This is a genomic window from Halobacillus salinus (genome assembly GCF_004684905.1).
Classification (GTDB): Bacteria; Bacillota; Bacilli; order Bacillales; family Halobacillaceae; genus Halobacillus; species Halobacillus salinus.
Map to the genome: position 1 here is coordinate 18,338 of NZ_SRJC01000002.1, position 25,573 is coordinate 43,910.

25 protein-coding genes are annotated in these 25,573 nt (G+C 45.5%); 8 read left to right on the forward strand and 17 right to left on the reverse strand.

All coding sequences use genetic code 11. The annotated features are described in order from the left end of the window. Positions 1-20 precede the first annotated feature (20 nt). The 5 genes from E4663_RS10765 to E4663_RS10785 form a co-directional block, all read right to left on the reverse strand. Complete coding sequence (locus E4663_RS10765; protein WP_135327618.1) at positions 21-743, reverse strand: ABC transporter permease; 723 nt, start codon at positions 741-743, stop codon at positions 21-23. Then, positions 740-1,444 (reverse strand): ABC transporter permease, encoded by a 705-nt coding sequence (locus E4663_RS10770; protein WP_135327619.1) that lies wholly within the window; start codon positions 1,442-1,444, stop codon positions 740-742. Before E4663_RS10770 ends, E4663_RS10765 begins: the two co-directional genes overlap by 4 nt. Beyond that, positions 1,422-2,354: an ABC transporter ATP-binding protein gene (locus tag E4663_RS10775; protein ID WP_135327620.1), complete on the reverse strand. Its 933-nt coding sequence runs from the start codon at positions 2,352-2,354 to the stop codon at positions 1,422-1,424. The genes E4663_RS10770 and E4663_RS10775 overlap by 23 nt, the downstream gene beginning before the upstream one ends. 103 nt (positions 2,355-2,457) lie before the next feature. Beyond that, the gene (locus E4663_RS10780; protein WP_135327621.1) at positions 2,458-3,840 is read right to left on the reverse strand and encodes a sensor histidine kinase; all 1,383 of its coding nucleotides are present in this window, start codon (positions 3,838-3,840) and stop codon (positions 2,458-2,460) included. After that, the gene (locus tag E4663_RS10785) at positions 3,837-4,505 is read right to left on the reverse strand and encodes a response regulator transcription factor (protein ID WP_135327622.1); all 669 of its coding nucleotides are present in this window, start codon (positions 4,503-4,505) and stop codon (positions 3,837-3,839) included. Before E4663_RS10785 ends, E4663_RS10780 begins: the two co-directional genes overlap by 4 nt. Positions 4,506-4,640: 135 nt before the next feature. On the opposite strand from E4663_RS10785, the gene E4663_RS10790 reads away from it, so the two are divergent. From E4663_RS10790 to E4663_RS10800, 3 genes are all read left to right on the forward strand, one after another. Continuing rightward, positions 4,641-5,063: a cell wall hydrolase gene (locus tag E4663_RS10790; RefSeq protein ID WP_079477895.1), complete on the forward strand. Its 423-nt coding sequence runs from the start codon at positions 4,641-4,643 to the stop codon at positions 5,061-5,063. 42 nt (positions 5,064-5,105) lie between these two features. Next, positions 5,106-5,588, forward strand: coding sequence for a spore coat protein GerQ (gene gerQ / locus E4663_RS10795; RefSeq protein ID WP_421803758.1), 483 nt, complete (start codon positions 5,106-5,108; stop codon positions 5,586-5,588). A gap of 248 nt (positions 5,589-5,836) precedes the next feature. Continuing rightward, positions 5,837-6,085 (forward strand): hypothetical protein, encoded by a 249-nt coding sequence (locus E4663_RS10800; protein WP_079477894.1) that lies wholly within the window; start codon positions 5,837-5,839, stop codon positions 6,083-6,085. Here E4663_RS10800 and E4663_RS10805 read toward each other — a convergent pair. From E4663_RS10805 to E4663_RS10815, 3 genes are all read right to left on the reverse strand, one after another. Further along, complete coding sequence (locus E4663_RS10805; protein ID WP_079477893.1) at positions 6,082-6,450, reverse strand: DUF423 domain-containing protein; 369 nt, start codon at positions 6,448-6,450, stop codon at positions 6,082-6,084. The genes E4663_RS10800 and E4663_RS10805 overlap by 4 nt on opposite strands. Before the next feature lie 11 nt (positions 6,451-6,461). Further along, a complete protein-coding gene (locus tag E4663_RS10810; RefSeq protein WP_135327623.1) occupies positions 6,462-6,812 on the reverse strand; it encodes a YwdI family protein in 351 nt (116 codons plus the stop codon). Positions 6,813-7,105: 293 nt separating this feature from the next. Continuing rightward, positions 7,106-8,464 carry a sodium-dependent transporter gene (locus E4663_RS10815; protein ID WP_135327624.1) on the reverse strand — a complete coding sequence of 453 codons (1,359 nt, stop codon included), beginning with the start codon at positions 8,462-8,464 and terminating at the stop codon, positions 7,106-7,108. Between the two features lie 388 nt (positions 8,465-8,852). Here E4663_RS10815 and E4663_RS10825 point away from each other — a divergent pair, with 388 nt between their 5' ends. Together E4663_RS10825 and E4663_RS10830 are read left to right on the forward strand one after the other, a co-directional pair. Then, entirely contained in the window at positions 8,853-9,581 is a 729-nt protein-coding gene (locus E4663_RS10825; protein WP_158290481.1) for a YwaF family protein, read from the forward strand. A gap of 407 nt (positions 9,582-9,988) precedes the next feature. Beyond that, positions 9,989-11,689, forward strand: a complete 1,701-nt coding sequence (locus E4663_RS10830) for a methyl-accepting chemotaxis protein (RefSeq protein ID WP_135327626.1) — start codon at positions 9,989-9,991, stop codon at positions 11,687-11,689. 425 nt (positions 11,690-12,114) lie between these two features. Here E4663_RS10830 and E4663_RS10835 read toward each other — a convergent pair whose 3' ends face one another. Together E4663_RS10835 and E4663_RS10840 are read right to left on the reverse strand one after the other, a co-directional pair. Then, positions 12,115-12,414 carry a phasin family protein gene (locus tag E4663_RS10835; RefSeq protein ID WP_079477887.1) on the reverse strand — a complete coding sequence of 100 codons (300 nt, stop codon included), beginning with the start codon at positions 12,412-12,414 and terminating at the stop codon, positions 12,115-12,117. After that, positions 12,414-14,075 carry an ABC1 kinase family protein gene (locus E4663_RS10840; protein WP_135327627.1) on the reverse strand — a complete coding sequence of 554 codons (1,662 nt, stop codon included), beginning with the start codon at positions 14,073-14,075 and terminating at the stop codon, positions 12,414-12,416. The genes E4663_RS10835 and E4663_RS10840 overlap by 1 nt, the downstream gene beginning before the upstream one ends. 153 nt (positions 14,076-14,228) lie before the next feature. Between E4663_RS10840 and E4663_RS10845 the strand changes: the two genes are divergently transcribed. Together E4663_RS10845 and E4663_RS10850 are read left to right on the forward strand one after the other, a co-directional pair. Further along, entirely contained in the window at positions 14,229-15,128 is a 900-nt protein-coding gene (locus E4663_RS10845) for a GNAT family N-acetyltransferase (RefSeq protein WP_135327628.1), read from the forward strand. A 62-nt stretch (positions 15,129-15,190) separates the two neighbouring features. After that, on the forward strand, positions 15,191-16,060 hold the full coding sequence (locus E4663_RS10850) for a fructosamine kinase family protein (protein ID WP_135327629.1): 870 nt from the start codon (positions 15,191-15,193) through the stop codon (positions 16,058-16,060). Here E4663_RS10850 and E4663_RS10855 read toward each other — a convergent pair. Beyond that, entirely contained in the window at positions 16,057-17,025 is a 969-nt protein-coding gene (locus E4663_RS10855) for a YbgA family protein (RefSeq protein WP_135327630.1), read from the reverse strand. The genes E4663_RS10850 and E4663_RS10855 overlap by 4 nt on opposite strands. Positions 17,026-17,216: 191 nt before the next feature. On the opposite strand from E4663_RS10855, the gene E4663_RS10860 reads away from it, so the two are divergent. Beyond that, positions 17,217-18,572 (forward strand): YjiH family protein, encoded by a 1,356-nt coding sequence (locus E4663_RS10860; RefSeq protein ID WP_135327631.1) that lies wholly within the window; start codon positions 17,217-17,219, stop codon positions 18,570-18,572. A 39-nt stretch (positions 18,573-18,611) separates the two neighbouring features. Here E4663_RS10860 and E4663_RS10865 read toward each other — a convergent pair whose 3' ends face one another. The 6 genes from E4663_RS10865 to E4663_RS10890 form a co-directional block, all read right to left on the reverse strand. Next, the gene (locus E4663_RS10865) at positions 18,612-19,271 is read right to left on the reverse strand and encodes a type 1 glutamine amidotransferase domain-containing protein (RefSeq protein WP_135327632.1); all 660 of its coding nucleotides are present in this window, start codon (positions 19,269-19,271) and stop codon (positions 18,612-18,614) included. Between the two features lie 190 nt (positions 19,272-19,461). Then, positions 19,462-20,475 (reverse strand): acyltransferase family protein, encoded by a 1,014-nt coding sequence (locus tag E4663_RS10870; protein ID WP_079477880.1) that lies wholly within the window; start codon positions 20,473-20,475, stop codon positions 19,462-19,464. Between the two features lie 566 nt (positions 20,476-21,041). Next, positions 21,042-22,292, reverse strand: coding sequence for an aminopeptidase (locus E4663_RS10875; protein ID WP_135327633.1), 1,251 nt, complete (start codon positions 22,290-22,292; stop codon positions 21,042-21,044). Between the two features lie 58 nt (positions 22,293-22,350). Next, on the reverse strand, positions 22,351-23,778 hold the full coding sequence (locus E4663_RS10880; RefSeq protein WP_135327634.1) for a cryptochrome/photolyase family protein: 1,428 nt from the start codon (positions 23,776-23,778) through the stop codon (positions 22,351-22,353). Between the two features lie 109 nt (positions 23,779-23,887). Continuing rightward, on the reverse strand, positions 23,888-24,355 hold the full coding sequence (gene ribH / locus E4663_RS10885; protein ID WP_135327635.1) for a 6,7-dimethyl-8-ribityllumazine synthase: 468 nt from the start codon (positions 24,353-24,355) through the stop codon (positions 23,888-23,890). Between the two features lie 17 nt (positions 24,356-24,372). Next, entirely contained in the window at positions 24,373-25,566 is a 1,194-nt protein-coding gene (locus tag E4663_RS10890; RefSeq protein ID WP_135327636.1) for a bifunctional 3,4-dihydroxy-2-butanone-4-phosphate synthase/GTP cyclohydrolase II, read from the reverse strand. Positions 25,567-25,573 lie beyond the last annotated feature (7 nt).

Here is a 25,573-nt window from a genome sequence, read left to right on the forward strand (position 1 = left end):
GAATACAGGAGGTTTCATCGCTAGACAACTTTTCGCTGGATGCTGACGAGTCCTCCTATAAAGAAAACGAGCCCCCCACCGAAGATAGCGACCAATAACGATTCTAATGAGACAAAGAACCCTCCAAACAGACTATCAGACGGGGGAAGCATCATCAGGAACGGCTGCGCCCATGGATAGAGCGGAGCGATCGTCTCCGAATTCAGAACAAACATATTCGGCATGGTGAAAAGTACGTTCACCGTAATAGCGGCGGCGAAACTGGAGAAGACGAGTGCAACCCATAATGTAAGAGCAGCGAGCGGCAGCGTCGCCATCCATCCCCCGACCAAACTTCTCGCGAGAAGGTCCCAAGGCATCATCCCTTCCACTCCTCTTACTTTCCCCACTCCGAAAATGACAAGCATAAAGAGGAATTGGTTGATTGCGACCATCCCCATCACCATCACGTATTTCGCCAGAAAGACACTTTTTCTCTTCACAGGCATCGTGAATAATTGTTTCCAGCTATTATGCTGATGTTCATACCGACACACGAGGGCGGAGAACACAGCCACCATCAAAGGCAGAAACAATATCGCATGGACAGATACTCCCGTCGTCAGCAACCTCTCCCATTGAAACACACCTTCTATCGGGACGAAGCTCGCTGACACGCCCGCAAGCAGCGGGCTGATCCATAACAGCCACCACGCCTTCGTATGTTTGAGTTTCAACCATTCTGATTGCATCAATCCGATCATGCAATATCCCTCCTTTGAAAATCTATGACGCCTAGCACAAGGACAAGCACCCCGACCAAGATCCCCATAGCTACATAAGGAAAGGGATCCTTATCCGGAAACAAGAGCGGCCATTTCCATATTACCCAGTTTGGCACTTCGTAACTGTACATGGAAAAAACAGCTCCGAAGATCCCAATTGATAGTGGACCGGATTGGTTTTGTTTTATAATCGACAGCCACACTTGAAGCGCTAGTATCGGCAGTCCAGCGAGCATCGGATAGAAGCTGTTCTCAGCAATAGCCAATACAGGAGCGTCCCATCCGAAACCGAGCCCTGCACCAAGGAGAATCGTACCGATGAATAACAAGAAGGAAGAAACAGAAATCATTCCAGCAATCACTAGAAACTTCGCGACGAAGACATCTCTCCTTCTCACTGGTAGTGCAAGGATCTGCTTCCAGGACCCCTGTTTATGCTCGAGAGTGGCGAGCTGGGACGCAAGAATCGCCATCCCTAGCAGTAATGCGGGTGAGACGAAAAGATTGGTGAACGATATAAGCCGGCCCCATTGATCCGGATAGGTACGCATAATCCAGTCATAGCGGACACCGTAGTTCACTACCTGCAAAGCGATGACGCCGAACGGCCCAAGGAAGACAAGGAACCAAAACCATTTACGCTTCAGCTTTAATGTTTCAGCTTGCAGTGCCTGGAGCATTCAGTTCCCCACCTTTCGTCAAGTCGAGGAAGATCTCTTCGAGCGACTGCCTGCGTTCTTCAATGCGATAAACAGCTACTTGCTTATGAACAAGTGCGGCGACGGATTCTGCTACATCCTGGTCCGATGCATTTTCGATCAAGACACTTCCTGCTTCGCTGCATGCGTTCAACCCTAAAGATTTAAGAATACCCCTCGCCTTTTCCACTTGGCTGACGCGGAGTGCCACCTGAGGAAGCGCCTTGCCCTTCAGTGTCTCCATATCCCCTTGATAAATCAATTCCCCACGTGAAATGATTCCCACTCTTGTTGCCATCTGCTCCATTTCGCTTAATAGATGACTCGAAATGAGGACGGTGATACCGTATTTTTCTGGCATGGTCTTGATCAGCTCTCGTATTTCTTGTATTCCTGATGGGTCCAGTCCGTTCGTTGGCTCATCCAAAATCAATAACTCAGGATCGCCTAAGAGGGAAGCCGCAATACCAAGACGCTGTTTCATTCCGAGCGAGTATTGTTTAACGGGGCGATCGGAGTCTTTGGTCAGCCTTACAATTGCTAATACCTCGTCGATTCTTGATTTCGGTGCTTTCAATAAGATCCTTAGCGTTTCGAGGTTCTCCCTGCCACTCAGGTGCTCATAATAAGAAGGTGCTTCGACGAGGGAACCCATCCGTCTTAGTGCTTCTAGCTTGTGTTGATCAAACGTTTGACCAAATATCTCAATCTCGCCATTCGAAGGTTTCATCAACCCGAGCAGCATCCTTATGGTAGTTGTTTTCCCTGCTCCGTTCGGTCCCAGGAACCCATAAATATCCCCCTTCTGAACACGCAGATCCACTTGATGGACGGCTGTTTGTTTTTTAAATTGTTTCGTTAATTGATTGGTTTGCAAAATGATTTCACTCATACTCTCCACCTCCACTTTCATCATAGACTCGCAGGTTTAAGGCAGAGGTTCTCCCTTGTTTAAATTTTGTTTAAGCATCATATAAAAAAAACGGACGACTGCACTATGCAAGTCGTCCGATCACCTGTTCAGAATCAGGGTTTTCAATTGTTATTTTTGTTCCTTGAGGAGAGGAGTCGGCTTTCCAACCGAGCCCCATGTAGGAAACCATCAAATCGACAATTGTGAGTCCTACACCGGCTCCTTTTGAATGGGAGTCTCGCGACATCCCCGGTCCTAAGTCTTCCACTACCAATTTCCCTTCTTCTAAATGGATGCCGACATATCCCCCATCGGCAGCATGTCGGATCACGTTTTGAAAAAGGTTATCCAAAATCCGCTCTATCCATTTCGGGTCGACCGACCATAAAACCGGTCCCTCCGTTGTCGTTACTTCTACTTCAATATCCTTCTGTTCGAACATCGCATACCAATGGGCGACGTTATGCCGGAGCAGGCGGTTCATTTCCACCTGCTTCTCCTCATAAGGATATTTGTGACTCGTAAGCAGCGTGACAGAAAGCAAGTTATCGATCAAATGACTCAAGGAGTCGATCTTATCGTTCACCGATCGAAGAGCACGCGTTCCTTTCTCGCTCTTCACTTCGTCAGTCACTTCCGTAAGGGAAGCACGTATCGTCGTAAGTGGCGTTCTCAAATCATGCGACAAACTAGCGATCCACTCACGTCGGATGCTTTCCTCCTGTTTCTCCCGTTCGCGGCTTTCTTCTAATTCTTTGACCATCTGATTGAAGCTCATTTCAAGCTCACCGATCTCATCGTCCGCCGTCCGCTTTACTGGTGCCGGAAGCCCGTGCGGACCACGCTCGGCCATGGCGACCGACAATTGCTTAAGACGCCCATGAACCTTACGGAAAAAGAACCAGGATAGGACAATGAATCCGATTGCGAGGATGGCGATGGCAATCACCAATAAGAAATCATAACTGCGATCGAGCCTTGTAATCGGAGGACCTAGAAGATCACGGTCCAATTGAACGACCATCGACCCTCTATTCCCATCTTCTCCAATAGGGGCAACTACGGTGAACGGGTCGCTGTCGTAGCTTTTCTTCATAAACTGTACCGTATAAGCTTGGCTCCATTGCTCCGGAATGTCCGTCTGCACATTTTCCCGGTAGATTACCTTACCTTCTTCCCCGACCCAGAAAACACCGGAATCTGGCCATTTTTCTTGCAGAGCTCCTAGACGTTCGATGATGTCGGCATCTTGCTCACCAGACAACGCCTCTGCTTCTTCATGCCACGTGTCCTCAATCGTAGAGTAACTTCCATATGGCTCGGGCTCGTTTATTTTTTGCATCATGATCGGTGGAGCGTACACGAGAGCCGAAACGAACGGAAGTGTCGCCGGAAACACGAGTAGAGCGATGACAATCAACAGGAGATATTTGATTTGCAGGGACTGACGCCATTTCCCCTTCATGCTCTCACCCGATAGCCGATTCCGCGGATCGTCTCAATAATCTGAGGTCGGGATGGATCCTGTTCGATCTTCTCCCGTAAGTGTCTAATGTGAACCATCAGTGCTTTGTCCCCTTCTCTGTACGGTTCGTCCCAGACCCCTTCGTAGAGCTGTTCTTTCGTAAGTATTTGGTTCAGATGACGTAAGAAATAATGGAATATGTAAAATTGCTTCCCAGTCAGGATGATCTCTTCGCTCGTGCGCTCGTCTGTGATGACTTGGCAGCTCTTCTGGATACGCAAATGATGCAGGAGAATCGTTTCCTCCGGCGTCCGCTCGTACTTCCTCAATTGGATCTCGATACGTTTCAACAGCTCTTCCGGGTGAAAGGGCTTTGTCATATAATCATCTGCGAATTCCAACCCTTCCAATTTATCATCGATGGATGTGCGAGCTGAGAGCATGATGATCGGCAGGTTGGGATATTGGCGTTTGATACGCCGCCCTAAAGAGAAACCGTCCAAGCCTGGAAGCATAACGTCTAACACAACAGCATCAAAGCCTTCCAAATCATCTGGCAAGTTCTGCCCGGATATAAACCAGTGCGGCTGATAACCTGCCTGCTTCAATTTCTTTTCCACCCAAGTACCGATTTCTTGGTCGTCCTCCACATATAAAACGTCCATCTGCTCCCCCTCCTTTTTCTTCCATCTTACACCAGCCGAATTTAAAAATGTACCCTTTTCCATTCATAACTCGACCACCTCTTTGCATAAAGTGATAAAGAACAACCATTCACGGCTATAAAGCGAGGTGACCGCATGGCTGTCATAGCCTACAACGAAGCGGATGTCGGCCTGCTTGCCAGACTGATGAGGGCGGAAGCTGAAGGGGATGGAAAACTCGGGATGTTAATGGTCGGCAACACGGGTGTCAATAGAGTACGAGGGGACTGCATTGACTTCACGGATATCGGGTCGATCCGTGACATGGTCTATCAGAACCCTGGTGGATTCGAAGCAACCCAGAAGGGCTACTTTTACCAACGCGCTCGCGAGAAGGATAAAAGATTGGCCAGGAAGACCATTAATGGCAAACGGTATCACCCAGCATCGAACTCACTCTGGTTTTTCAAGCCGGAAGGAGAGTGTCCACCTCAATGGTATGGTCAGTGGAATACTGGTAGATACAAGTCACACTGCTTCTACTCACCGACTCGTTCGGATTGCCCGAGTGTGTATTAATTTTGATAAGGAGTGATTCAATTGGCAAATAAGCAAGTACCAATGGGTGGGCAAGGACAGCCAATGGGTGGGCAAGGACAGCCAATGGGTGGTCAGGGACAGCCCATGTATGGTCAAAGTTCAGCCCCTTATTACCCTAGCAATCCTAATATGTATTATTACCCAGGGGCACAAACGTATCTGCCACAACAAACCGGTGGCTTTCAAATGCAGCCTGGGAAGTCGAAGGGAATCAACCCACCGAATATGCTGCCTTCAGAAGAGTCCTATATTGAGAACATCCTGCGTCTAAATGCAGGCAAACCCGCTACGGTGTACATGACGTTTGAAAATAACGATCAATGGAACGCTAAAGTATTCAAAGGAATCATTGAAGCAGCTGGTCGGGACCACATTATTTTGAGCGATCCGAAAACCGGCATGAGATATCTACTGCTCATGATCTACCTTGACTACATTACATTCGATGAAGAAATCGAATATAACTATCCGTTTAACGGAGCTTCCCAATACGCTCCAAGGTAATCAACCTTCCTTCAAAGTCAGAGCGCTGAATAAGCATCTGACTTTTTTAATAACAAGAGATCAAGGAACGGGTCGGCTTTCCTATATAAAACAATGACAATACCCTAACGTTCAGACACTCGTGGCAAAGTGAGCTCGGAATCTGTTTTTTCGAGCTCACTGAACTTTTTTTCAGGTACGTCTAAGACATAGCCAGACTCTCTTGGGAATAGAGAGTCTTTCAACTTGATACAGAGAAGGGTGAATTGATGCGACATCCTTATGAAAATTACCAACGGGCTCAGCTTGGAACCATTCTGTTAGCGCTTGTGCTCGCTGTCGTAGCTATCTTCCAACTTGAACACCAATGGATCATCTTACTCATGTTTTATGTACTGGCAGGAAGCCTGGTATTTGATGCGCTAATAGAATTAAAAAAGCAGCAGCGGATCTATGCGATCATCCAACTGCTGCGTGCGATTATCATTTTTCTGTTCACTACGATTCTATTCTTTTAGACATACTTGATTACGGCATAACCAAGCAAGATCCAGCCGATTAAAAAGGATAATCCACCTAATGGTGTAATCATGGCAAAGGTCTTTATTCCTGTCGGAGCATAGATATATAGGCTACCGGAGAATAAAATGATGCCGACGAAGAAAAACCATCCGGCTCCTGTCATCAACCCGGTCTGGATTTTGCCCATCAACAAAGCCGTGACGAACAGCGCCATTGTGTGGAACATCTGATAGTCGACCGCTTTCCCCCACTGCTCTAATCCTTTTTGGGAAACTTTCCCCTCTAATCCATGCGCCCCGAACGCTCCGAGTGCGACAGATAAAAACCCATTCAATACAGCTAAAATCAGAAAGACTTTCACCTTAATTCCTCCTAGAAATCAAAAATCGATGCCCCGTTAGCATCCTCATCGTTGTCTTCTTTTTTCGATGATTTCGGTTTCTCTCCACCCATCATCACTCGAATTTCTTCCGCAGTCGGTTCTTCGGAAGAACGCTCTTGTTTCGCTGATTGTTTCTCCGTTTGCCCCATCATTGCGCGTACTTCCTCACTGGTCGGACCTACGACAGACTGCTTGGAGCTGTCTTGATCAAGCAGTAAGTCAGCAAGCAGACGGACAGAACGTACATGTTCTCTCACTTTTTGTTCGTTTCCATGCTGAAGCATGGCTTCCTGTATCTCATTCGACATCTTCTTTAAGACGGTTTGATTCGAAATGGCCATCGTCGTCAAACTCCTTTTTTCAACGTAAAAATTGTGCTAGTCGTAGTTTAACACGTTCGAACGGAATCTGTCTTATAGAGAAACGACGATTCTATGAAAAAACAGTTTCCATGAGAAAATGGCTTGAATAGACTGTTGGTTCTCTTGGTTTGGTGAAGCAGTGTTGGAGAAACGCCTTTACGATAAAATGCCTGAACCTCCCCCTCTTCTTACCATTAATACACCTCAAAGAGAGCTAATTCAACGGACCGAACAAAAAAAGCCCGGAGCGATTTGCTCCGGGCTCTTCCCTATTACAAGAACGGGAAGATAGCACTTAATAGGCCAGTTGCATTCAAGAAAATGATTACAATTAAAATCGGTGCCACGAATTTGACGATAAAGTGCCAGAATCCGGCGACTGGAGAATCGGTTAAATCGGTCGCTTCGAGCGCTTGGCTCTTCGTGAAGAACCATCCGACTAAGAGGGCCATCGATAGGCCTCCCAATGGAAGCAGAATATTCGAGGCGATGTAGTCCATCGAATCAAGGATACCCAAGTCTCCAATTGGTGTTACGCCAGACCATACGCCGAATCCAAGCGATACCGCTATTCCCATTACGAACATGATTGAGCCCATCAAAACACTCGTTTTGAACCTAGACCATCCTAATGCACGCATGAAATAAGCTGTCGGTACTTCCAAGATAGATACGGAAGAAGATAATGATGCCAATACCAAGGCGAAGAAGAAGATCAATCCAACAAACCCTCCGAACGGCATCTGCTCAAAAATACTCGGTAGCGTGATGAACACGAGTGGTGGTCCAGAGCTTGGATCGATTCCGAAAGCGAATACTGCCGGAAAAATGACGATACCGGAAATAACAGCGAAGAACGTATCCATTAGTCCAATTCCAAGTGTCGCACTTGGCAGTTTGTTTTCCTTCTTCAAATAACTTCCGTAAGTGAGCATGGCCCCCATTCCGAGACTAAGAGAGAAGAACGCCTGCCCTAGTGCAGCAATGTAGATCGACGGCTGGCTCAATGCAGACCAATCTGGTGTGAAGAGGAATTTCAGCCCCTCCGACGCTCCGTCTAGGGAAAGACTGAATATAGCGAGTACAATCAATAGAACCGCCAACAATGGCATGAAAATACGGTTTGCTGCTTCAATCCCCTTTTTCACTCCACTTAGTACGATGACGATGGTCAGAATCATAAACAAAGCTGTCCACGCAATCGGCTGCCACGTGTGACTGATGAATTGTCCGAATGCCCCTTCATATCCTGCTGCAGGCGATGTGAAGAAAGAACCATTAATATAATTCCAGAAATAATAAATCGCCCATCCAGCTACAACAGCATAAAAACTCAATATAAGGAAGGCACTTGCAATTCCGAAGAATCCGGTCAAGTACCAAGGTGTCTTAGGTGCAAGCTTCTGAAAAGAACCAATCACGTCGCTCTCTGCTTTTCTACCTATACTAACCTCTGCTAACAAGAGTGGAACACCAATCAAGATAACGAAACATAAATATAAGAGCAGGAAAGCTCCTCCACCATTGTTACCAGCAACGAAGGAGAACCTCCAAATATTCCCGAGCCCTACTGCCGAACCCATTGCCGCCAGCATAAAGCCGAGTTTTGTCCCCCATTTTTCTCTTGCCATTCTCTTTCAACTCCTCTCATCTATTCATAAATATTCATCAGCATACCATAGAATAAGAGAGTGTAAATATGTTTTCTGACATTTCATTTTATTTACAGGCGAAAATCAATTCTGGAGGAGGTTTGGTGGCGCTTTCTCGTCTCGTCGGGATGTTTCGGCTCGAATTGGAGACATTCTGTTCCTGTTGATTTCAATACTAGTGCAGACGGCATCTCCTTTGTTTTGAATCCGTAGGCTTTGCATGCTCTGGGAAAACTCGGATTCCATGTTGTGTGGAAGTGTTTGCACTTGAAACAGTTGACTTTTTTCATGTAAATCCTCTTTCTGACAATTGAATTATGGTAGAATCATAGCACAGTTAAACCCCATTCACTAGGAAGTGATGCTAATGAATAATTGGTTTGAAACCTATAGTTCCCACCCATTCGAACCCTTTACGCTAAGCCACTGGACTGTGCTAATCCTCTTTCTCGCAGGAATACTATTCATTCTTATTTCTGCTGGTCAAATGGCAAAAAAGCCACAGCTGTCTCTGTATATGCGTATCTTTCTTTTCACCTGTCTGCTCGTCTCAGAAGTCAGTTACCAAATATGGGCTGTCACGAATGGTGTCTGGAGCATGGCGCTTTATATACCTTTCCACCTCTGTGGTGTTGCCTCTATCATCGGAATGATCACATTAGTCACTTACCATCCTAAATTGATAAAACTGAATTATTTCATCGGCATTATTCCTGCCCTAATCGCTTTGATCACACCAGACTTACTCTATGACTATCATCATTTCCGGTTTTGGAAGTTCTTCCTCCACCATATGGCCATCATTTGGACAAGTCTATTCCTCGTCGTCACAACCGGCGTGAGAATCACTTGGAGGACAACTGTTAAGGCCTACCTTTGGCTTGTCGTTTATGGAGTCATCGTCGGAATGATCAACACGGCGCTTGATGCAAATTACATGTATTTAGACCGTCCACCGGGGGCCAATACCCCATTGGACTATATCGGAGATGGCATTTGGTATTACTTAAACTTAGGTGTCATAGCCCTTTGTGTCTTTGTATTAATGAAGCTGTTGTATCGTCCGTTCAAAAAGAAATTCTCCTCCAAATCATGAAGTCCTTCCTTTTTAAGGGGGGGATGGCAGGCTGTTGAAAAATGCAGAGGTTGGTTTTGTTAGAGAATATGGCGCATCGTAGTCTGGAAAACAACTCGCTTTCCGTGGGCGAGTGTCGAGCTTCCTCGCTCGCTTTGCTCACTGCGGGATCTCGACTACCCCGTTCATCCCACAGGAGTCTCGTTGTTTTCCAGACCACTTTGCTATAGTACCTGCAAACAAAACCATGCACTACTGAATGGAATTCCCTCTACATATGATCCAATATTGACTTACCTTCTCGTCACTTTAACCTCCCTTTTATATGGGAGGTTTTCGTCATTTTTTCGCTAATAATAGAGACATTTAAGCCGATATAATAGTTAGAAGATTACCGCAAATACATAAGATGAAGGAGAAAACTACTCATGAGTTTCTGGAGAAATGCAAGTATCGGTGTCAAATATGCAAGTGCATTTGGCGCCACTTTACTGTTGTTCGTCTCAACTTTCGGCATTGTATATGTAAACTTAGACCAGACCCGGGACAATATGATAACGCTTGATGATCGCGGCACTACGGCTATTGAAGTAGCAGAGATGGCCTCCCTTGCCCGCACGAAGGATATTCGAATTGCTGATTACATACGAGAACCAAGGGGATCTTATATTGATGAATTCGAAGATCGGAACGAGCGCTTCCAGGAACTTCAAGATACTTACACAGAGAAATTCAAGGGCAGTCCGTTAGAAGAATCAATGGACGAGATCCATTCTTTAGATGAACAAATCAATACCATATTTTTCGATCAAATGGTCGGAAACTTGAGCAACGAACGAGAGATCGATCAGCTTCGGAATAAAACACAAGGACTGCGTTCCCAACTAGTCGATGAACTGAATGTGGTTCAACAGTCTGTCCAAGAAGCGATGAACACTACCACCGTTCAGTCGAAAAGCAGTATTCAGGGAACCATCACCACGATGTTGATTGCGGCGGCATTAGCTATCCTAATCGGAACTCTGCTCATCTGGATCGTCAACCGCTCTATCAGACGTCGCATGAACGATCTAGTCTCCGTGGCCGATCAAATATCATCGGGAGAGCTTTACCACGTAGATCTTGATGATTCTAGCAAAGATGAAATCGGGACGCTAAGCATTGCGATGAACCAGATGAAAGCCCAACTGCATCAATTGATTCAAGAAATGGGCGTGCTGTCCAATCAGGTCAAGCACCAGAGCAATGACTTGCAACAATCCTCAAGTGAAGTTCAAGAAGCTTCTCAACAAGTAGCAGCGACAATGGAAGAGCTCTCTTCAGGGTCGGAACAACAAGCTGGAGACGCCTCTACGCTATCGGAATTGATGGAGCAACTTGCACAAAAAATCGCTGCATCGAACGAAACTGGTGCGCTTATTTCCGAGCAATCCCAATCTGTCATTACCCAGAGCAATGAAGGTAAGCAATTGATGGATGATTCAGTTGATCAAATGGATGATATTCATAAAGTTATGAAGGAAGCTGTTGCAAAAGTACATCAGCTCGACATGCAATCTAGAGAAATATCCAAATTGATCCAAGTCATTCAGGACATTGCAGAACAAACGAACCTGCTTGCCTTGAATGCAGCTATCGAGGCTGCTCGAGCTGGTGAACACGGGAAAGGGTTCGCAGTAGTTGCCGATGAAGTAAGGAAACTTGCCGAACAAGTATCAATCTCTGTAGATGAAATTACACAGATGGTTGGAACAATACAGTCCGAATCAAAAAACGTCTCCCTCTCTCTTGAAAATGGATATGAGAAAGTCGAAAAAGGCTCTAAACAAATTACACAGACAGGGAAAACGTTTGAGGATATTCAGCAATCGATCCACACGATGGCGAGCGGGGTCCAAGCCATATCCACTAACTTAAAAGATATTACAGAAAGTACCCAAGTCATGAACCGCTCGATTGAAAGCGTTGCGTCGAGTTCTGAAGAATCTGCAGCAGGTGTCGAACAAACGACGGCTTCTATTCAGCAGACGAACAGTTCTATGGAACAAGTCTCCCACCATTCAGGCGAACTTGCCGACATGTCCAATCAATTGAATGAATTGATCCAGCAATTCAAGCTGGAGAAATAAGGCGCTTCCAGAGTGTCGAGAAAGTCCCTTCGGTTCTTCATATGAAGTACAACGGTGTTGGAGAAACAGTCCGCTTTCCGCAGGCGTCCGGTGAGCCTCCTCGTTCCCTCCGGTCTCTGTGGGGTCTCACGCTGTACTTTCAGGACTGCGCCTGCGTCTTCTCGTAACGCTTCGTAGTAGGCTTTCTCGGCGCAAAGGTGCTAGGAAGATTTCTCATGCTGCACCTTTGCAGGAGTCTACCTGTTTCTCCAACACCTTTTCAAATTACGCTTGAACCTCTTGTGCTTCACGACAATGAATAGCGTGCCATAATAGTCCACACCAGAGGCACTACTAATGCATTAGCGCAAAAGTTTTGTTAAAACCGTACTTTACACTTTTTCATTACTAAGAAAGCGCCCTAGGATTAGCATAGGGCGCTTTCTTTATTGTTCGCGGTGGAATTTTTCCAGTCTTTGCAGTCGTGCTTCCAAGACTTCATATTCTTCTCTTGTCACAAAGCCTAAATCTTTCATTCGATCTTGGACTTTCGCTTTGGCTTGGCTGCTCCACTCTTTATCTACGTTCTCTCCCTTATGCATCCATTCGCTCATAACAGACTTAGCTTGAGATGGACTCATCTCGCCTTTTTTGACCATTTCATTGATCATCTTTTCAAATTTCTCTTTGCCGCTGACCGCTGCACCAATCCCCAAATAAAACCCTTTTTTTAACAAGTCATTCATTATTGGTTCCTCCCGTTAAAAGTTATTTTACGGATCATAAGCCAATGATTAACTAAACAAAGTATAAATAATACAGCCCCAATTCCGAATACAGTGAAACTGATCCAAGCGTGAGCCATCACTTCAGCTGTTATCAACCAGACACCTGCTGTCGCCACAATGAAGGACATTAGAGCATAAAACAGGTAGAACTGATGAGACAATTGCTTTTGCTGATGCTCTGTTTTCCATGCTCTTTCCTTATCACCGTCTTCTAAATATTCGACCAACGCCCTGGGCAGAGATAGTAAGGGACGAGCGGTCTCTTTCGCCACTTCTTTATAAAGAGAAAGATTCGATTGCTCATCTTTACCGGAAATCCACTCCTTGATGACAGGGCGCCCCCACTCAATCAAATCGATTTGGGGGTGCACTGTGCTAAGCACACCCAAAATAATACTGGAAGCTCGACCGAGGAATGCATAATCAGCTGGCAGCTGGATCGGCTGTCTCTTGATAAATCCCTCAATTTCCTCCAGCGTCTCATTCATCGTATTCGCATCCAGCTTGTCAAAGTTCCCCTCTAAGTAAAGGTCGGTGGATTGTTTTAAGATTTTCTTCACTTGTTCAAAGTCGGCATTCGGCAGTAAGAACCCCATTTCTTCCAGAGCCTTCACTACCATGTCGTAGTCTTCAAGGATAAAGCCTTGGATGATGGCACGAATCGAACGGACATCTTGGTCACGAACTTCTCCTACCATTCCGAAATCAATAACCACTAATGTTCCATCTGGCTTTAACATTAAATTTCCCGGGTGTGGATCGGAGTGAAACATTCCGTTGTACAAGAACTGTTCGATACACAGGTCGAACAACGTTTTCGCAATACGCTCGCGGTCAAGTTGATGCTTCCTGATAAAGGCAAGGTCGGTTACCTTCGCACCCTCGATCCATTCCATGACCAGAACACGCTTCGTGGATAGGTTCGAATTGTATTCAGGGATATAGACATTCGGAAAATCATGGAATCGTTTCTTGAACTGGTTTCCGTTTCTCAGTTCTTTCGTGAAATCGAGTTCATCACTAATCACTCGGACAACTTCTTGATACAGAGCAGGAAGGTCTGCCTTCTTCCCGTATCTTGTGAAACGATTGATCATCCAAAAGACGATTCGTAACGCCTTGAAATCCATTCCGAATATTTCTTCTACCCGGTATCGCCTCACTTTAATTGCCGCCGTAGTCCCATCTTTCAGTTCCGCTTTATATACTTCTCCTATGGAAGCAGAAGCTACAGCATCTTCATTAATCGATTCGATATATTCATGCAAATCCGCCTGCCAGTCATCTTCTATAATCGCTCTCGATTTGGAAAACGGAACCGGCTTAACCCGATCGACCAGCCCTTCCAGTTCTTTAATGAAGGATTGCGGAAGTAAGTCTCCCCTAGAACTTAAGAACTGACCGAATTTGATTAATAATCCTCCAAGCTCAATGGCTTTTTGCCTGTATACATCCGCCTGTTTCTGAAGCAGAACATTCCACTTTCGTTCCGTTTCTTCCGTCCAAATACGATGCGTTTTCTGAAACCAGAAGATTTGGAGTAAAAAACGTGCAGCCATCAAAACGATGACGGTAATGCGATAAACCGGTATGTATTTCAATCGTTCCTTCACTTCCATTCCCCCTTCCGCTTCCTTCTCTCGTCTTCTATATATTTATTTCACTTTACCCTGTTTCCTATAAATCAATCTTGAATTTTGTCGGATGAGCCCGCACTTGCACAATCCTACTGCGTTATGCAATCATTTAATTAAAACAAGAAGGTGATCTTGATGCATATTCGCGAACTAGAGGTGAAAGATTTACATAAGGTAGCTGATTGGCTCTACCGCATGAACGAACAGGACCACCACTACGTCGCGTGGATGGCTTCTGAACCGAACGAAATCTTTGAGCAGATTTGGACTCTGACGCAGTTTACCGACCCGCTAGCCTATGTAGCATGGAAAGAAAACGAAATCATCGGATTTCTCGGATTGCTCCCTTTTTTCGATCAGAAACTTTGCCGCCTACTCGGACCATTTGCCGAGGTGAACGAGCGTGAAGTGATTGAAGGACTTTGGGATAAAGCATCCTTGACAGTGCACTTGCACTTTGACGTGGCGAAAGTCGCCTGCTTTGATGCGAACAAAGAGTTGCTCTCCTTCACAGACCGTCATCAATTCGACCTCTATAACGTAGAGAAAACACTCGCATTACATAAGCACAGCTTTGAGCCGACGACAAAAGACCACAGTCATATCGTCAACGTGATTGAAGAAGATCTTGAGGATATTGCCCACCTCCACCCTTCTGCCGCCTACTACACGACGGATGAGATGATTCGTTTATCGAAGGAACCGGAGAACCATTTATGGGGATACCAGAAAGACGGGCGAATGTCTGGCTATGTGTACTTTGAAACGATACTTGAGGAGCAAGAAGGAGAGATTTGCTTCGTCAATGTGGAAGAAACCGATCAAGGAGAAGGAATTGGGACCTCCCTGATCGAGTATGCCCTGCATTATGCTTTCCATGCCCTATCACTCGATGTAGTGACAATTTCCGTCCGAACACAAAACAAAGAGGCAGAAAAGCTGTATCGATACCTCGGATTCCGGGAAATCAATACAATCTATGCCTATCAAAAGCGAATGACGACCGTACCGACCATTTCGACTACGATTCACTAATAGCTCAGGGATTTTCCTGAGCTTTTTTTGGGTATAAGTAGAAAAAAAGGAGGGTCTAGAGAATGCGAGACAAGATCCAGGAAGCTTTACATACTATCGGAGATAGAACGAACATCCAAGACTGGAAGGCCGTCGGAGGAGGCGATATCAACCGCTCCTTCTACGTGAAAACCGATCAGCAGGAGTACTTCATCAAAGGAAATGAAAATGTCCCGTCCCACTTTTTCAAAGCGGAAGCAGAAGGGTTGAAGCAAATAGAACAAACAGATTCGATTGCTGTTCCCCATGTATATCACTACGACGAACCACAGAAAAAGGAGCAGGCCGTAATTGTCATGGACTGGGTCCCTTTAGGTTCCAAAGATGTTTCAGAAGAGCTAGGTCATCAACTTGCATTGATGCACCAGCATACAAAGGACGGTTATGGCTTTCATGCCCCGACCTTTGTCGGAGAATTGGACCAACCGAATTCCAAGAAAGATTCGTGGCTCGTTTATTACCGGGATTACAGATTGAAAGCTCAATTGGAGTACGGGAAACAAAATGGTCTGATTACTGGGGATAGGGAATCCCGCCTGCAAATGCTACTTGATCAATTGCACAACTGGATTCCGGAGAACCCTGGTGCCTCTTTGCTACACGGAGACCTCTGGGGTGGTAACTGGATGGCAGGAGCAGATGGCAAACCTTATTTGATTGATCCTTCCGTGTTATATGGGGACCGGGCATTTGAACTCGCCTTCACGGAACTCTTCGGTGGATTCTCATCTAGATTCTATGAAGCTTATCAGGAAGTCTCTCCATTACCAGATGAATATGAACAACAGAAACCATTGTACCAGCTGTTTTATCTACTTGTTCATTTGAATATGTTCGGAGAAAGCTATGGCCCAAGCGTCGATCGCATACTTAAAGCCTACACCTCGAACTAGGAGTAGGCTCGCCCTTTACCGGAATCAGATATTTCCAGTAAGTCGATAGGATATGGCTGAAAGTAGGTTTGCTTTTCTAAATAGGTTTGTTCGAATCTTGCCACCCATGACCGCAACACACTAATGACAGCGCTTAAAGGAATTTGTTCGTTTTTAAATTGAGCGAGTAAAGATTGAAATTCTTCCTTCTCTCTTTTACTCAATTGCTTCTTGAAGTATCCGGAAATATGCTGACATACGTTCACGTGTGCTGTTTGCTTTGCGGGGGATTCAAGCAGTCTATGCAGTTCTAGTTCATATTGATGCAATACGTCCTCAAGCGGTTGATGATCATGGTTCGCCACAAGCCTTCCCATATTCTTTGATACTCCGGGGTGGTAAGCCATGAATAAATACTTGTTCTTCGCTTGGAACTGTTGCAGCGCCTTGGTAGAAGCCTCCCCTTTTGCATTTCGGAAATCAGCAAGGGTGAAAAGTTTCGTCAAGAAATGGTGACGCAATGTGAAATTCTTGAGACGTCCCTCTTCTTCAATAGCTAGACCGCCATGTTCTCTCAGAATTTCTTTAGCGAAAAAGCCTGTCGTCTTGCCCACCACCTGAGGATGATCGTCGCTATGGTACACTTTCACATCTTGCACTCCACACGTCGGAGACCGGTTTTTCAAGAGAAATCCATCTACATCAGGCAAGCTTTGAATAAAGCTACGGGCGAACCCTTGCATGGATTCTGTCAGATCTTCTCCGGTTTTCGGTTGGACGAGGCGTTCGTTCTCTTGGTCGACGATGCGAATCACATCACGTGGTACGCCTAAGCCGATTTCTACTTCGGGACAAACAGGGATGAATTCGACATAAGGTTCCATACGCTGGACAGCTTTATCAGGTATGACTGCGCCGTTATAGCGGACTTCATCGAATTCTAAACACTTACTGACAACGACTCTTGGGACAGGAAACTGGCTCACATGATATTCCCCCTGGCGTTTTCTTGGATAGTATAGGCAAGGTTACCTCATTTCTGTTTAAATTAAACATTTCTCGAGGGATTTCAAATTTCCTATTGGCTTTTTTGTCGATACGTATTAAAATTAATGACATTGCATAATTATTCTCGCATTTATAGAAAAAACTTATAGACAGCAAGGAGAGATTTTGGATGAAAGCGAGCGATTTTAAAGCATCTTCCCATTTGCGTTTTATTATCCCATCATTAATCGGTGTATTCCTATTTATGTTCCCCATTACTCAAGGGGACTCCATTACTATACCGGTTGCTATTTTGGCAGACCTGGTTAAAGGCGCGATTCTTGAGCAAATACCACTGATTATGACAATCATTATATCGATTACTGCCATCGGGACACTGATCGTGAAAGCGATCGGTCCGGACAAACTCGATAGTACACCTTTTTTCAAATCTTTATTTAATGTACCCACTGTTTGGGTAGTTACAAGAGTTCTAGGTATGATCTTCGCCATCATGGTGTACTTCCAAGTAGGACCAGAACCGATTATCTCAGGTGCAACAGGCGGCTTGCTGAACGGTGTGGATGGTCTATTAAGTACATTATTCACCGTTTTCTTATTTGCAGGGCTGTTTTTACCCCTGTTACTAAACTTCGGGTTACTAGAATTATTCGGAGTCGTTTTAACGAAAATCATGCGCCCGCTATTCAAGCTACCAGGCCGCTCGTCCATCGACTCTCTTGCTTCATGGCTTGGAGATGGAACAATCGGAGTACTGCTGACTAGTAAGCAATATGAAGAGGGTTATTACACGAAGCGAGAAGCAGCCGTCATCGGTACGACCTTTTCGATCGTTTCGATCACATTCAGTATCGTCGTCATCCAAGAAGTCGGACTCGGTGATATGTTCATTCCGTTCTACCTGACTGTTGCCCTTGCTGGTTTCATCGCAGCGTTAATCATGCCACGTATTCCACCTCTTTCAAGAAAAGAGAATACGTATATCAATGAAGAAGCTGACGATCAGTCAGAAGAAGTTCCTGATCATCACAATGTCTTTACGTATGGTTATACCAAAGCAGTCGAACGTGGCAGTAAGTCTTCTGGACCGAAAGAATTCTTTAAGCAAGGTGGCCAGAACATCCTCGATATGTGGATGGGTGTCGCCCCTATCGTTATGGCTCTAGGTACCATTGCACTAGTCATTGCTGAATTCACGCCGTTCTTCGCTTGGATCGGAACGCCATTTATTCCGCTTCTTGAGCTGATGCAAGTACCTTATGCACAAGCGGCATCCGAGACCATCCTTGTCGGATTTGCTGATATGTTCCTGCCAGCTCTAATCGGAGCAGGAATTGAAAGTGAGATGACACGTTTCATCATTGCTTCTCTATCCGTCACGCAGCTCATTTACATGTCTGAGGTCGGTGGTCTGTTACTAGGATCTAAGGTACCCGTGAATATAAAGGACCTATTCATTATCTTCTTAGAACGTACGTTAATTACATTACCGATTATCACTCTAGTTGCACACATGTTGTTTTAATAAGGACAGGCCAGGTGAGATTCACCTGGCCTGTTTTTTTCATGCTTTATCGAAGTGTTTTATGATCGCTTGGGCCGTACTCAAACTGGATTGAGGATTCTGACCGGTAATCAGATTTCCGTCCACTTCAACATGGTCTTTGTAGCTTTCCTCTGCGACGAAGTCTGCACCTTCCTCACTAAGTTGATCCTCTAACATAAACGGCATGTAAGAATCCAGTCCGCTCTCTTTCTCCTCTTCATCCGTAAACCCTGTGATGGTTCTTCCCTTCACCAGAGGAGTATCATTATGATCGGTCACTCCGACAAAAGCCGATGGACCATGGCAAACGGATGCAATGACTTTATTCTCAGAAATGAAATGCCTCAGCACTTGCTTGATTGTCTCATTGTTCGGAAAATCCCCCATCGTTCCGTGCCCTCCACAGAAGAAAATACCATCAAAATCTCCTGGATTGATTTCCGAAAGCTTTGTCGTATCATGGATCGGCTCCATTACCCCGTCCCACACTCGTGGTAGTTCATTGCTGTAACTATTCGGATCAATAGGAGCCCGTCCTCCTTTCATACTAGCTGCAACGACCTCATACCCTGCTTCCTTGAATTCTGTCGCAGGTTCCACAAACTCCGATAACCACAGACCTGTCTTATGGTCTTTTAGCTGGTCTGTATTCGTAACAACCATCAACATCTTTTTCATCCAAACACCTTCCTATTTTTTTATCTACCGATTAGTATGAACTGTTTTGCTTCGTTCAAACCAAAACATGCCGTTAGAAAGTAGCTGCCTTTCCGCGGCGGACGCCCATAGTACTTTTTCTACTATAAGAAAAACCCGGACGATTCGCGTCCGGGTTTTGTAGTAAAAACTGTTCTTTAATTTCAGTACTTTAACGGTATTCACGATTATTTCGTGTAGCGTGATTCCACCACTGCTTGACGAGCTGAGCGCGACCTTCGATCAGTGGCTGGGTCATCGTTCTGATGAAGCTTGATGATAGAAGGAAGACAATCAGTAAAGCGACAATCGCAAGCCCTAACACATCTATAATATTATCTACCTTGAACCAATCAGCTTCTCGGAAGAACTGAATGAAAAACCCATGGAGCAGATACACATACAGCGTCTGACTACCAAGGTGAGTGAACCGGAACTCTTTACCTGGGATCCATGCCAACACACTGACTGTCATAATACCAGCTAAGGCATAGACACCTAATCGTAGTAAGCCACCGAATTCAGGTACTCCTAAGACCTCATATGGTTTCGAGCCGAGTAGCCACCCCGAACTGAATTCAGGAAATACGGCAATCAGACCAGCGACAACCGCCATGACAACAAGACTCCACTCTCTGACACGTTTGGTGCGCCACTTGTGGACATGTTCTTTCGTCAGCCAGTACCCCGCAAGGAAGAACGGGAAGAATACGAATGTCCTGGACAAACTGAAACTGTGCCCAATTCCGCTGAAATATCCGACGACAAGTCCAATTTCAAGTGCGATAGCCATCCCGATGATTGGTGGGATCTTCTTGAACCAGAACAACAGAATATGCCAGCAGAACAAACTGAACAAGAACCACAGGGACCAGTGCGGATAAAACGGTCCACTCATCCACCCATCTTTTCCGATGAAGAAGAAATACCCACTATACATCAGTTGGAAGATGAGGTAAGGAAGGATCAGTTTCTTTGCTAATTGAATGATGTAATCCTTATTGCCCGAGCCCTTTGCGAAGAACCCTGCAAGAAAAATGAATGCCGGCATATGAAATGTATAAATCCACATATATAACGTGTACATCGGACGGGATCCATCTGTAAACGGTTGGATCAAGTGACCGAAGACAACTAGAAAGATTAAAATGAATTTCGCATTGTCAAAAAAAGCATCGCGTTTCATCGTTGCGTTCACCCTTTTTATGGAATAGATGTTACTACCTTATATTTACCACAAATGAGGGAAGTTTATCGATATTTTTTTCCGATTTAAACAACTTGTAACTGATCTGTAACGGAAGCCTTTATTTTGTTATCTTTTTATCATGTCGACAATGCTATTTATGGGTCAAAATAACTCCTAAAAGGTTGATATATATCAAAAGATTAGAAAGTTTGTCGGTTCCTCCATAAGTGATATCCTCTCTCCCCTTCGGTCGCTGTGGGGTCTCTCCCTCCACTATGGTCCCTTAGGAGTCTACCCATTTCTCCAACCCCTTTCGATACAAATTATTATCTCTCCAAATAAATTCAATTAAGTAGAATACAGCGCAGTAAGTGTAGTCAACATGCTCAGAACAGCACGAGGTGAAAACTCCGGAAGAAAGCGGTCTTTGCATTCTGAGGAGGCTGAGGCCGTGCCCGCGGAAATTGAAGTATGATGCCGGAGCGACGCAGACCTGTATTTTTGCATAAAGAAAACCCGAACCATTCGTTCGGGTTTTTCAGTAATTACAAATTTTATTACTCTTAGTTTTGTGAATTGAAATCGATGGCCCATGAACCTTTACGGAAAATCGGTTCGAATTCGCCATCTGTTGTTTCACCGTCAATATCAAGCTCAGCGGAACCCATCATGAAATCTTCATGGACGAGGCTGTCGTTTACGCCTTGTGTGTCCATTTGATCTTCACTCAATGAAGAACCACCTTCAATATTTGTCGGGTATGCTTTCCCGAGCGCTAAGTGACAAGAAGCGTTCTCGTCATATAGCGTATTGAAGAATATGTTGCCTGATTGGGAGATCGGGGACTCGTTCGGTACAAGTGCTACTTCGCCAAGACGTTTAGCTCCATCATCACTTTCAAGCAAGTGCTTCAGCGTCTCTTCTCCAGCTTCTGCGGAGTAATCGACCACTTTGCCGTTTTCAAACGTGAGAGTGAAGTTCTCAATCAGGTTTCCTCCGTACGCTAATGGTTTTGTGCTCGTCACTTTCCCTTGGACACCATACTTATGAGGCATTGTGAAGACCTCTTCTGTCGGCATGTTCGGGTTGAATTCCGTGCCTTGCTGGGAAGTCGTCGATCCACCGTGCCAAATATGGTTCTGGACTAATTCGATGGATAAGTCCGTACCAGGAGCTTTATAATGCAGTTTCTTGTATTGCTTCTGGTTAAGGTATTCTCTTGCCTGACGGAGTGTTTCGTTATGCTCATCCCAAGCCTTCAACGGATCTTCCTGATCGATGCGGGTGATCGATGCGATTTGATCCCATAGTTTCGCTTGAGCTTCTTCTGCGCTCGCCTCTGGGAAAACCTTCTGTGCCCAAGCTTGCTGTGGATAGGCAACAATCGACCATGTGGTTTTATCATTCATGAGGTATTCGCGATACTTCTTCAATGCTTCACCGTTTGCTTTGGTCGCTTTGGCGATGCGCTCTGAATCAACATCTTTCAACAAGTCTGGATTCGGACCGTAAACCGTTAATAAGGAATAGCCATCCTCGACCATTTCTTCAAGACCTTCCGCTTTCCATTTCGGGAAATTCTCCAGTACGCTCTCTGGTGCATTTTTCATTTTCAAGAAGGAAAGCACTTCATCTCCCCACTCCACGTGCACATTCTTCGCCCCTTTTCCATAGGCTTTTGCAGAGATGGTGCGGACAAGATCTGCCGCTTCGATCGGAGCATTGATGATCAGTCCTTGTCCTTTCTGGATATTCACACCTTTTACTAAGGCGAGTTCTGCGTATTTTTCAAGTTGCTTTTGGTAATTTGTCAAAACAAGTACCTCCTACATGAGTCATTTATTTTATTATTTCATAATTGCATGACGAATCCTAGTTGGAGCCATCCTTCTTGTCCTTGAACATTTCAATCGCCCGGTCACGCATCGTTTTGTGGTCGACGACAGGACTCGGATAGTCTTCTCCGATGATGCATTTCGCTTTCTCTTGTTCGTTCTCCGGCATCTTGCTCGGGTCATGAATATATTTCTTCGGAACATCTACAAGCTCTGGGACCCACTCTTTAATGAAACGCCCGTGCGGGTCGAACCTTTCCGATTGCCTTGTCGGGTTGAAAACTCGGAAATATGGTACAGGGTCCGTCCCTGTCGATGCAGCCCACTGCCACCCTCCGATGTTAGAGGCTGGATCATAGTCGATCAGCTTCTCCGCAAAATAGCGCTCCCCCTGTCTCCAGTCCATTAATAAATCCTTGGTGAGGAACGATGCTGTCGCCATACGCAGGCGGTTGTGCATCCATCCGGTTTCGTTCAATTGACGCATTGCCGCATCGATAATTGGAAAACCAGTCTCCCCTTTTTTCCATGCAGCGAATAACTCTTCGTCATTATTCCAAGGCAAGCCTCGGTATTTCTCTACGACTTCTTTGTCTTTGGACTCCGGATAGAAATGATAAATCATATTATAGAAGTCGCGCCAAGCAAGCTCAGAAATGTACGTTTCTACACCTTCCGTATTCTTGCGAAAATCCACTTCGTCTTGCATGTAATGATAAAGAGATCGAACAGAGACTGCTCCTGTACGGAGATATCTGGACATTAAGCTCGTACCATCTACAGCGGGGAAATCACGCTCTTTATCGTAATCATAGATAGGTCCGTCCACAAAGGTTTCAAAACGTTCCCAAGCCGCTTCTTCACCGACTCCATCAAAGCTGCGTTCCGTTCGGCCGATCAACTCCTCATAGGCTTTCTTACCATCTTGAAAAGAGGACATGTAGTCGACAGCGAGTTCCTCTAGTTTTGAATGATCGACCTTTTGCACGGGTGGCTTCATATACTGTTTCCACTGCTTATAATACGGTGTGAAAACTTTATAATAGCCTCCGCTTTTCTTCGTCACTTCCTTGGCACCATGCATATGGTGATCCATAAAGGAACAAGCCTCCGCCTGTTTCCCCTCCATGTACTCCAGGAAAGAATCATCACGCTTTTTCCCAAACCCGGATTCATCGATGTTGAAATAGACATAATCGACGTCTACATTTTCGAATAGATCATCAAATGCCTCTTTCAGATTTCCTTCTATAAAATGAAAAGGAGCTTTTGTCCCCTCCACAAGCTTCTGCAACGTCTGGAAAAAGTAATCGTGCGTTGCATGAAAGGACTTGTTCAGGTCGGGATGTATGTGAAAAAGCAGCAGGATATCGTCGTCCTGCCCTGAATCTTCTATAGCCTTCGCTAAAGCAGTATGGTCGTTCAAGCGTAAATCTCTGCGAAACCAAACAGCTCTTGTTGTCATCGCGTTCACCTTCCTCTATCTGCATGATTCCTTCTTTTCCATTGTTGTAAACGCTAAAAAACGCAAAGAAGACCGGCTCCCAAATGGTCAGCCGGTCTTCTTTAACGTATTATTGGAAGTTCTTCATTAGGGTCGCCATTTCGATTGCCCCTGTAGCAGCTTCCCATCCTTTGTTTCCAGCTTTCGTTCCAGCACGCTCAATCGCCTGCTCGATAGTATCCGTTGTAATGACACCGAAGATGACCGGCGTACCGGACTGTTGGGAAGCTTGTGATACACCCTTCGCTGCTTCACTACATACATAATCGAAGTGAGGAGTAGAGCCGCGAATGACAGCACCTAGAGTGATGACAGCATCGAACTTACCGGTCTTTGCCATTTGATTCGCTACCAAAGGAATTTCGAAAGCGCCTGGTACGTAGGCTACTTCCACCTCATCCGTGTCGACTCCGTGGCGTCTTAATGCATCGATCGCTCCTTCGTACAATTTACTCGTAATGAAATCATTGAATCGTCCGACGACAATACCGATCTTCAGACCTGTTCCTACTAAATTTCCTTCTAATACTTTGACCATGTTATCTTCCTCCTCTATTAAAAATGAAATAAGTGCCCCATCTTGGACTGTTTTGTTTTTAAATAATTTTCGTTCTCTTTACGTGTCGGCATTTCGATTGGTACCCGCTCGACCACTTCCAAGTCGTAACCACCCAGTCCGGAGATTTTCTTTGGGTTATTCGTGAGTAGTTTTATTTTAGAGATACCGAGATCTCTCAATATTTGAGCTCCTACACCGTAATCTCTGAGGTCTGCACCGAAGCCGAGCTTTTCGTTCGCTTCCACGGTATCATAGCCTTCTTCTTGAAGTTTGTAAGCTTTCAATTTGTTAACAAGCCCGATACCGCGTCCTTCTTGTCGCATATAGAGAAGGACGCCACTGCCATGTTCAGAGATTTGACGCAGAGCATTGTGAAGCTGTGGTCCGCAGTCACAGCGGTACGAACCGAAGACATCTCCTGTCAAGCATTCGGAATGAACACGTACAAGCGTTGGTTCATCAGGGTTGATGTCTCCCTTTACCAAGGCTACGTGATCCTTATGATCGATATCGTTCCGGTAGGCTATCGCCTTGAAATCACCGAATGCTGTCGGCATGCTCACTTCTACTTCCTTTTCCACATGGTTTTCGTTTTTATGACGATATTGAATGAGGTCGGCAATCGTAATCATTGGGATATCGAATTCATCCGCCATCTCTCTTAAGTCTGGAACGCGAGCCATCGTGCCATCGTCTTTGATGATTTCGCAGATGACACCTGCTGGACGAGCACCGGCTAAACGTGCCAAGTCTACAGCTGCTTCCGTGTGGCCAGCGCGACGAAGTACGCCGCCTCCCCTTGCGACAAGTGGGAAGATGTGGCCTGGTTTGTTGAAGTCATTGGCCGTCGCCTCCGGGTTCAGCATCTCTTTAATGGTAAGCGCACGCTCCTCTGCCGAGATCCCTGTCGTCGTATCTTTGTGATCGATACTTACCGTGAACGCCGTTTTGTTCGGGTCAGAGTTATGGTCGACCATCGGATGCAGTTCCAAAGCGTCAGCTAGCTCTTCTGTGACGGGTGCGCAGACAAGCCCACGACCGTACTTGATCATGAAGTTGATCATTTCAGAATCAGCATATTCCGCGACACCGATCAGATCTCCTTCATTTTCTCGATCTTCGTCATCACATACGATGACAAGTTTCCCTTGTTTTAAGCGGTCTACCGCTTTTTCGATTGAATCAAACATGTCCTCC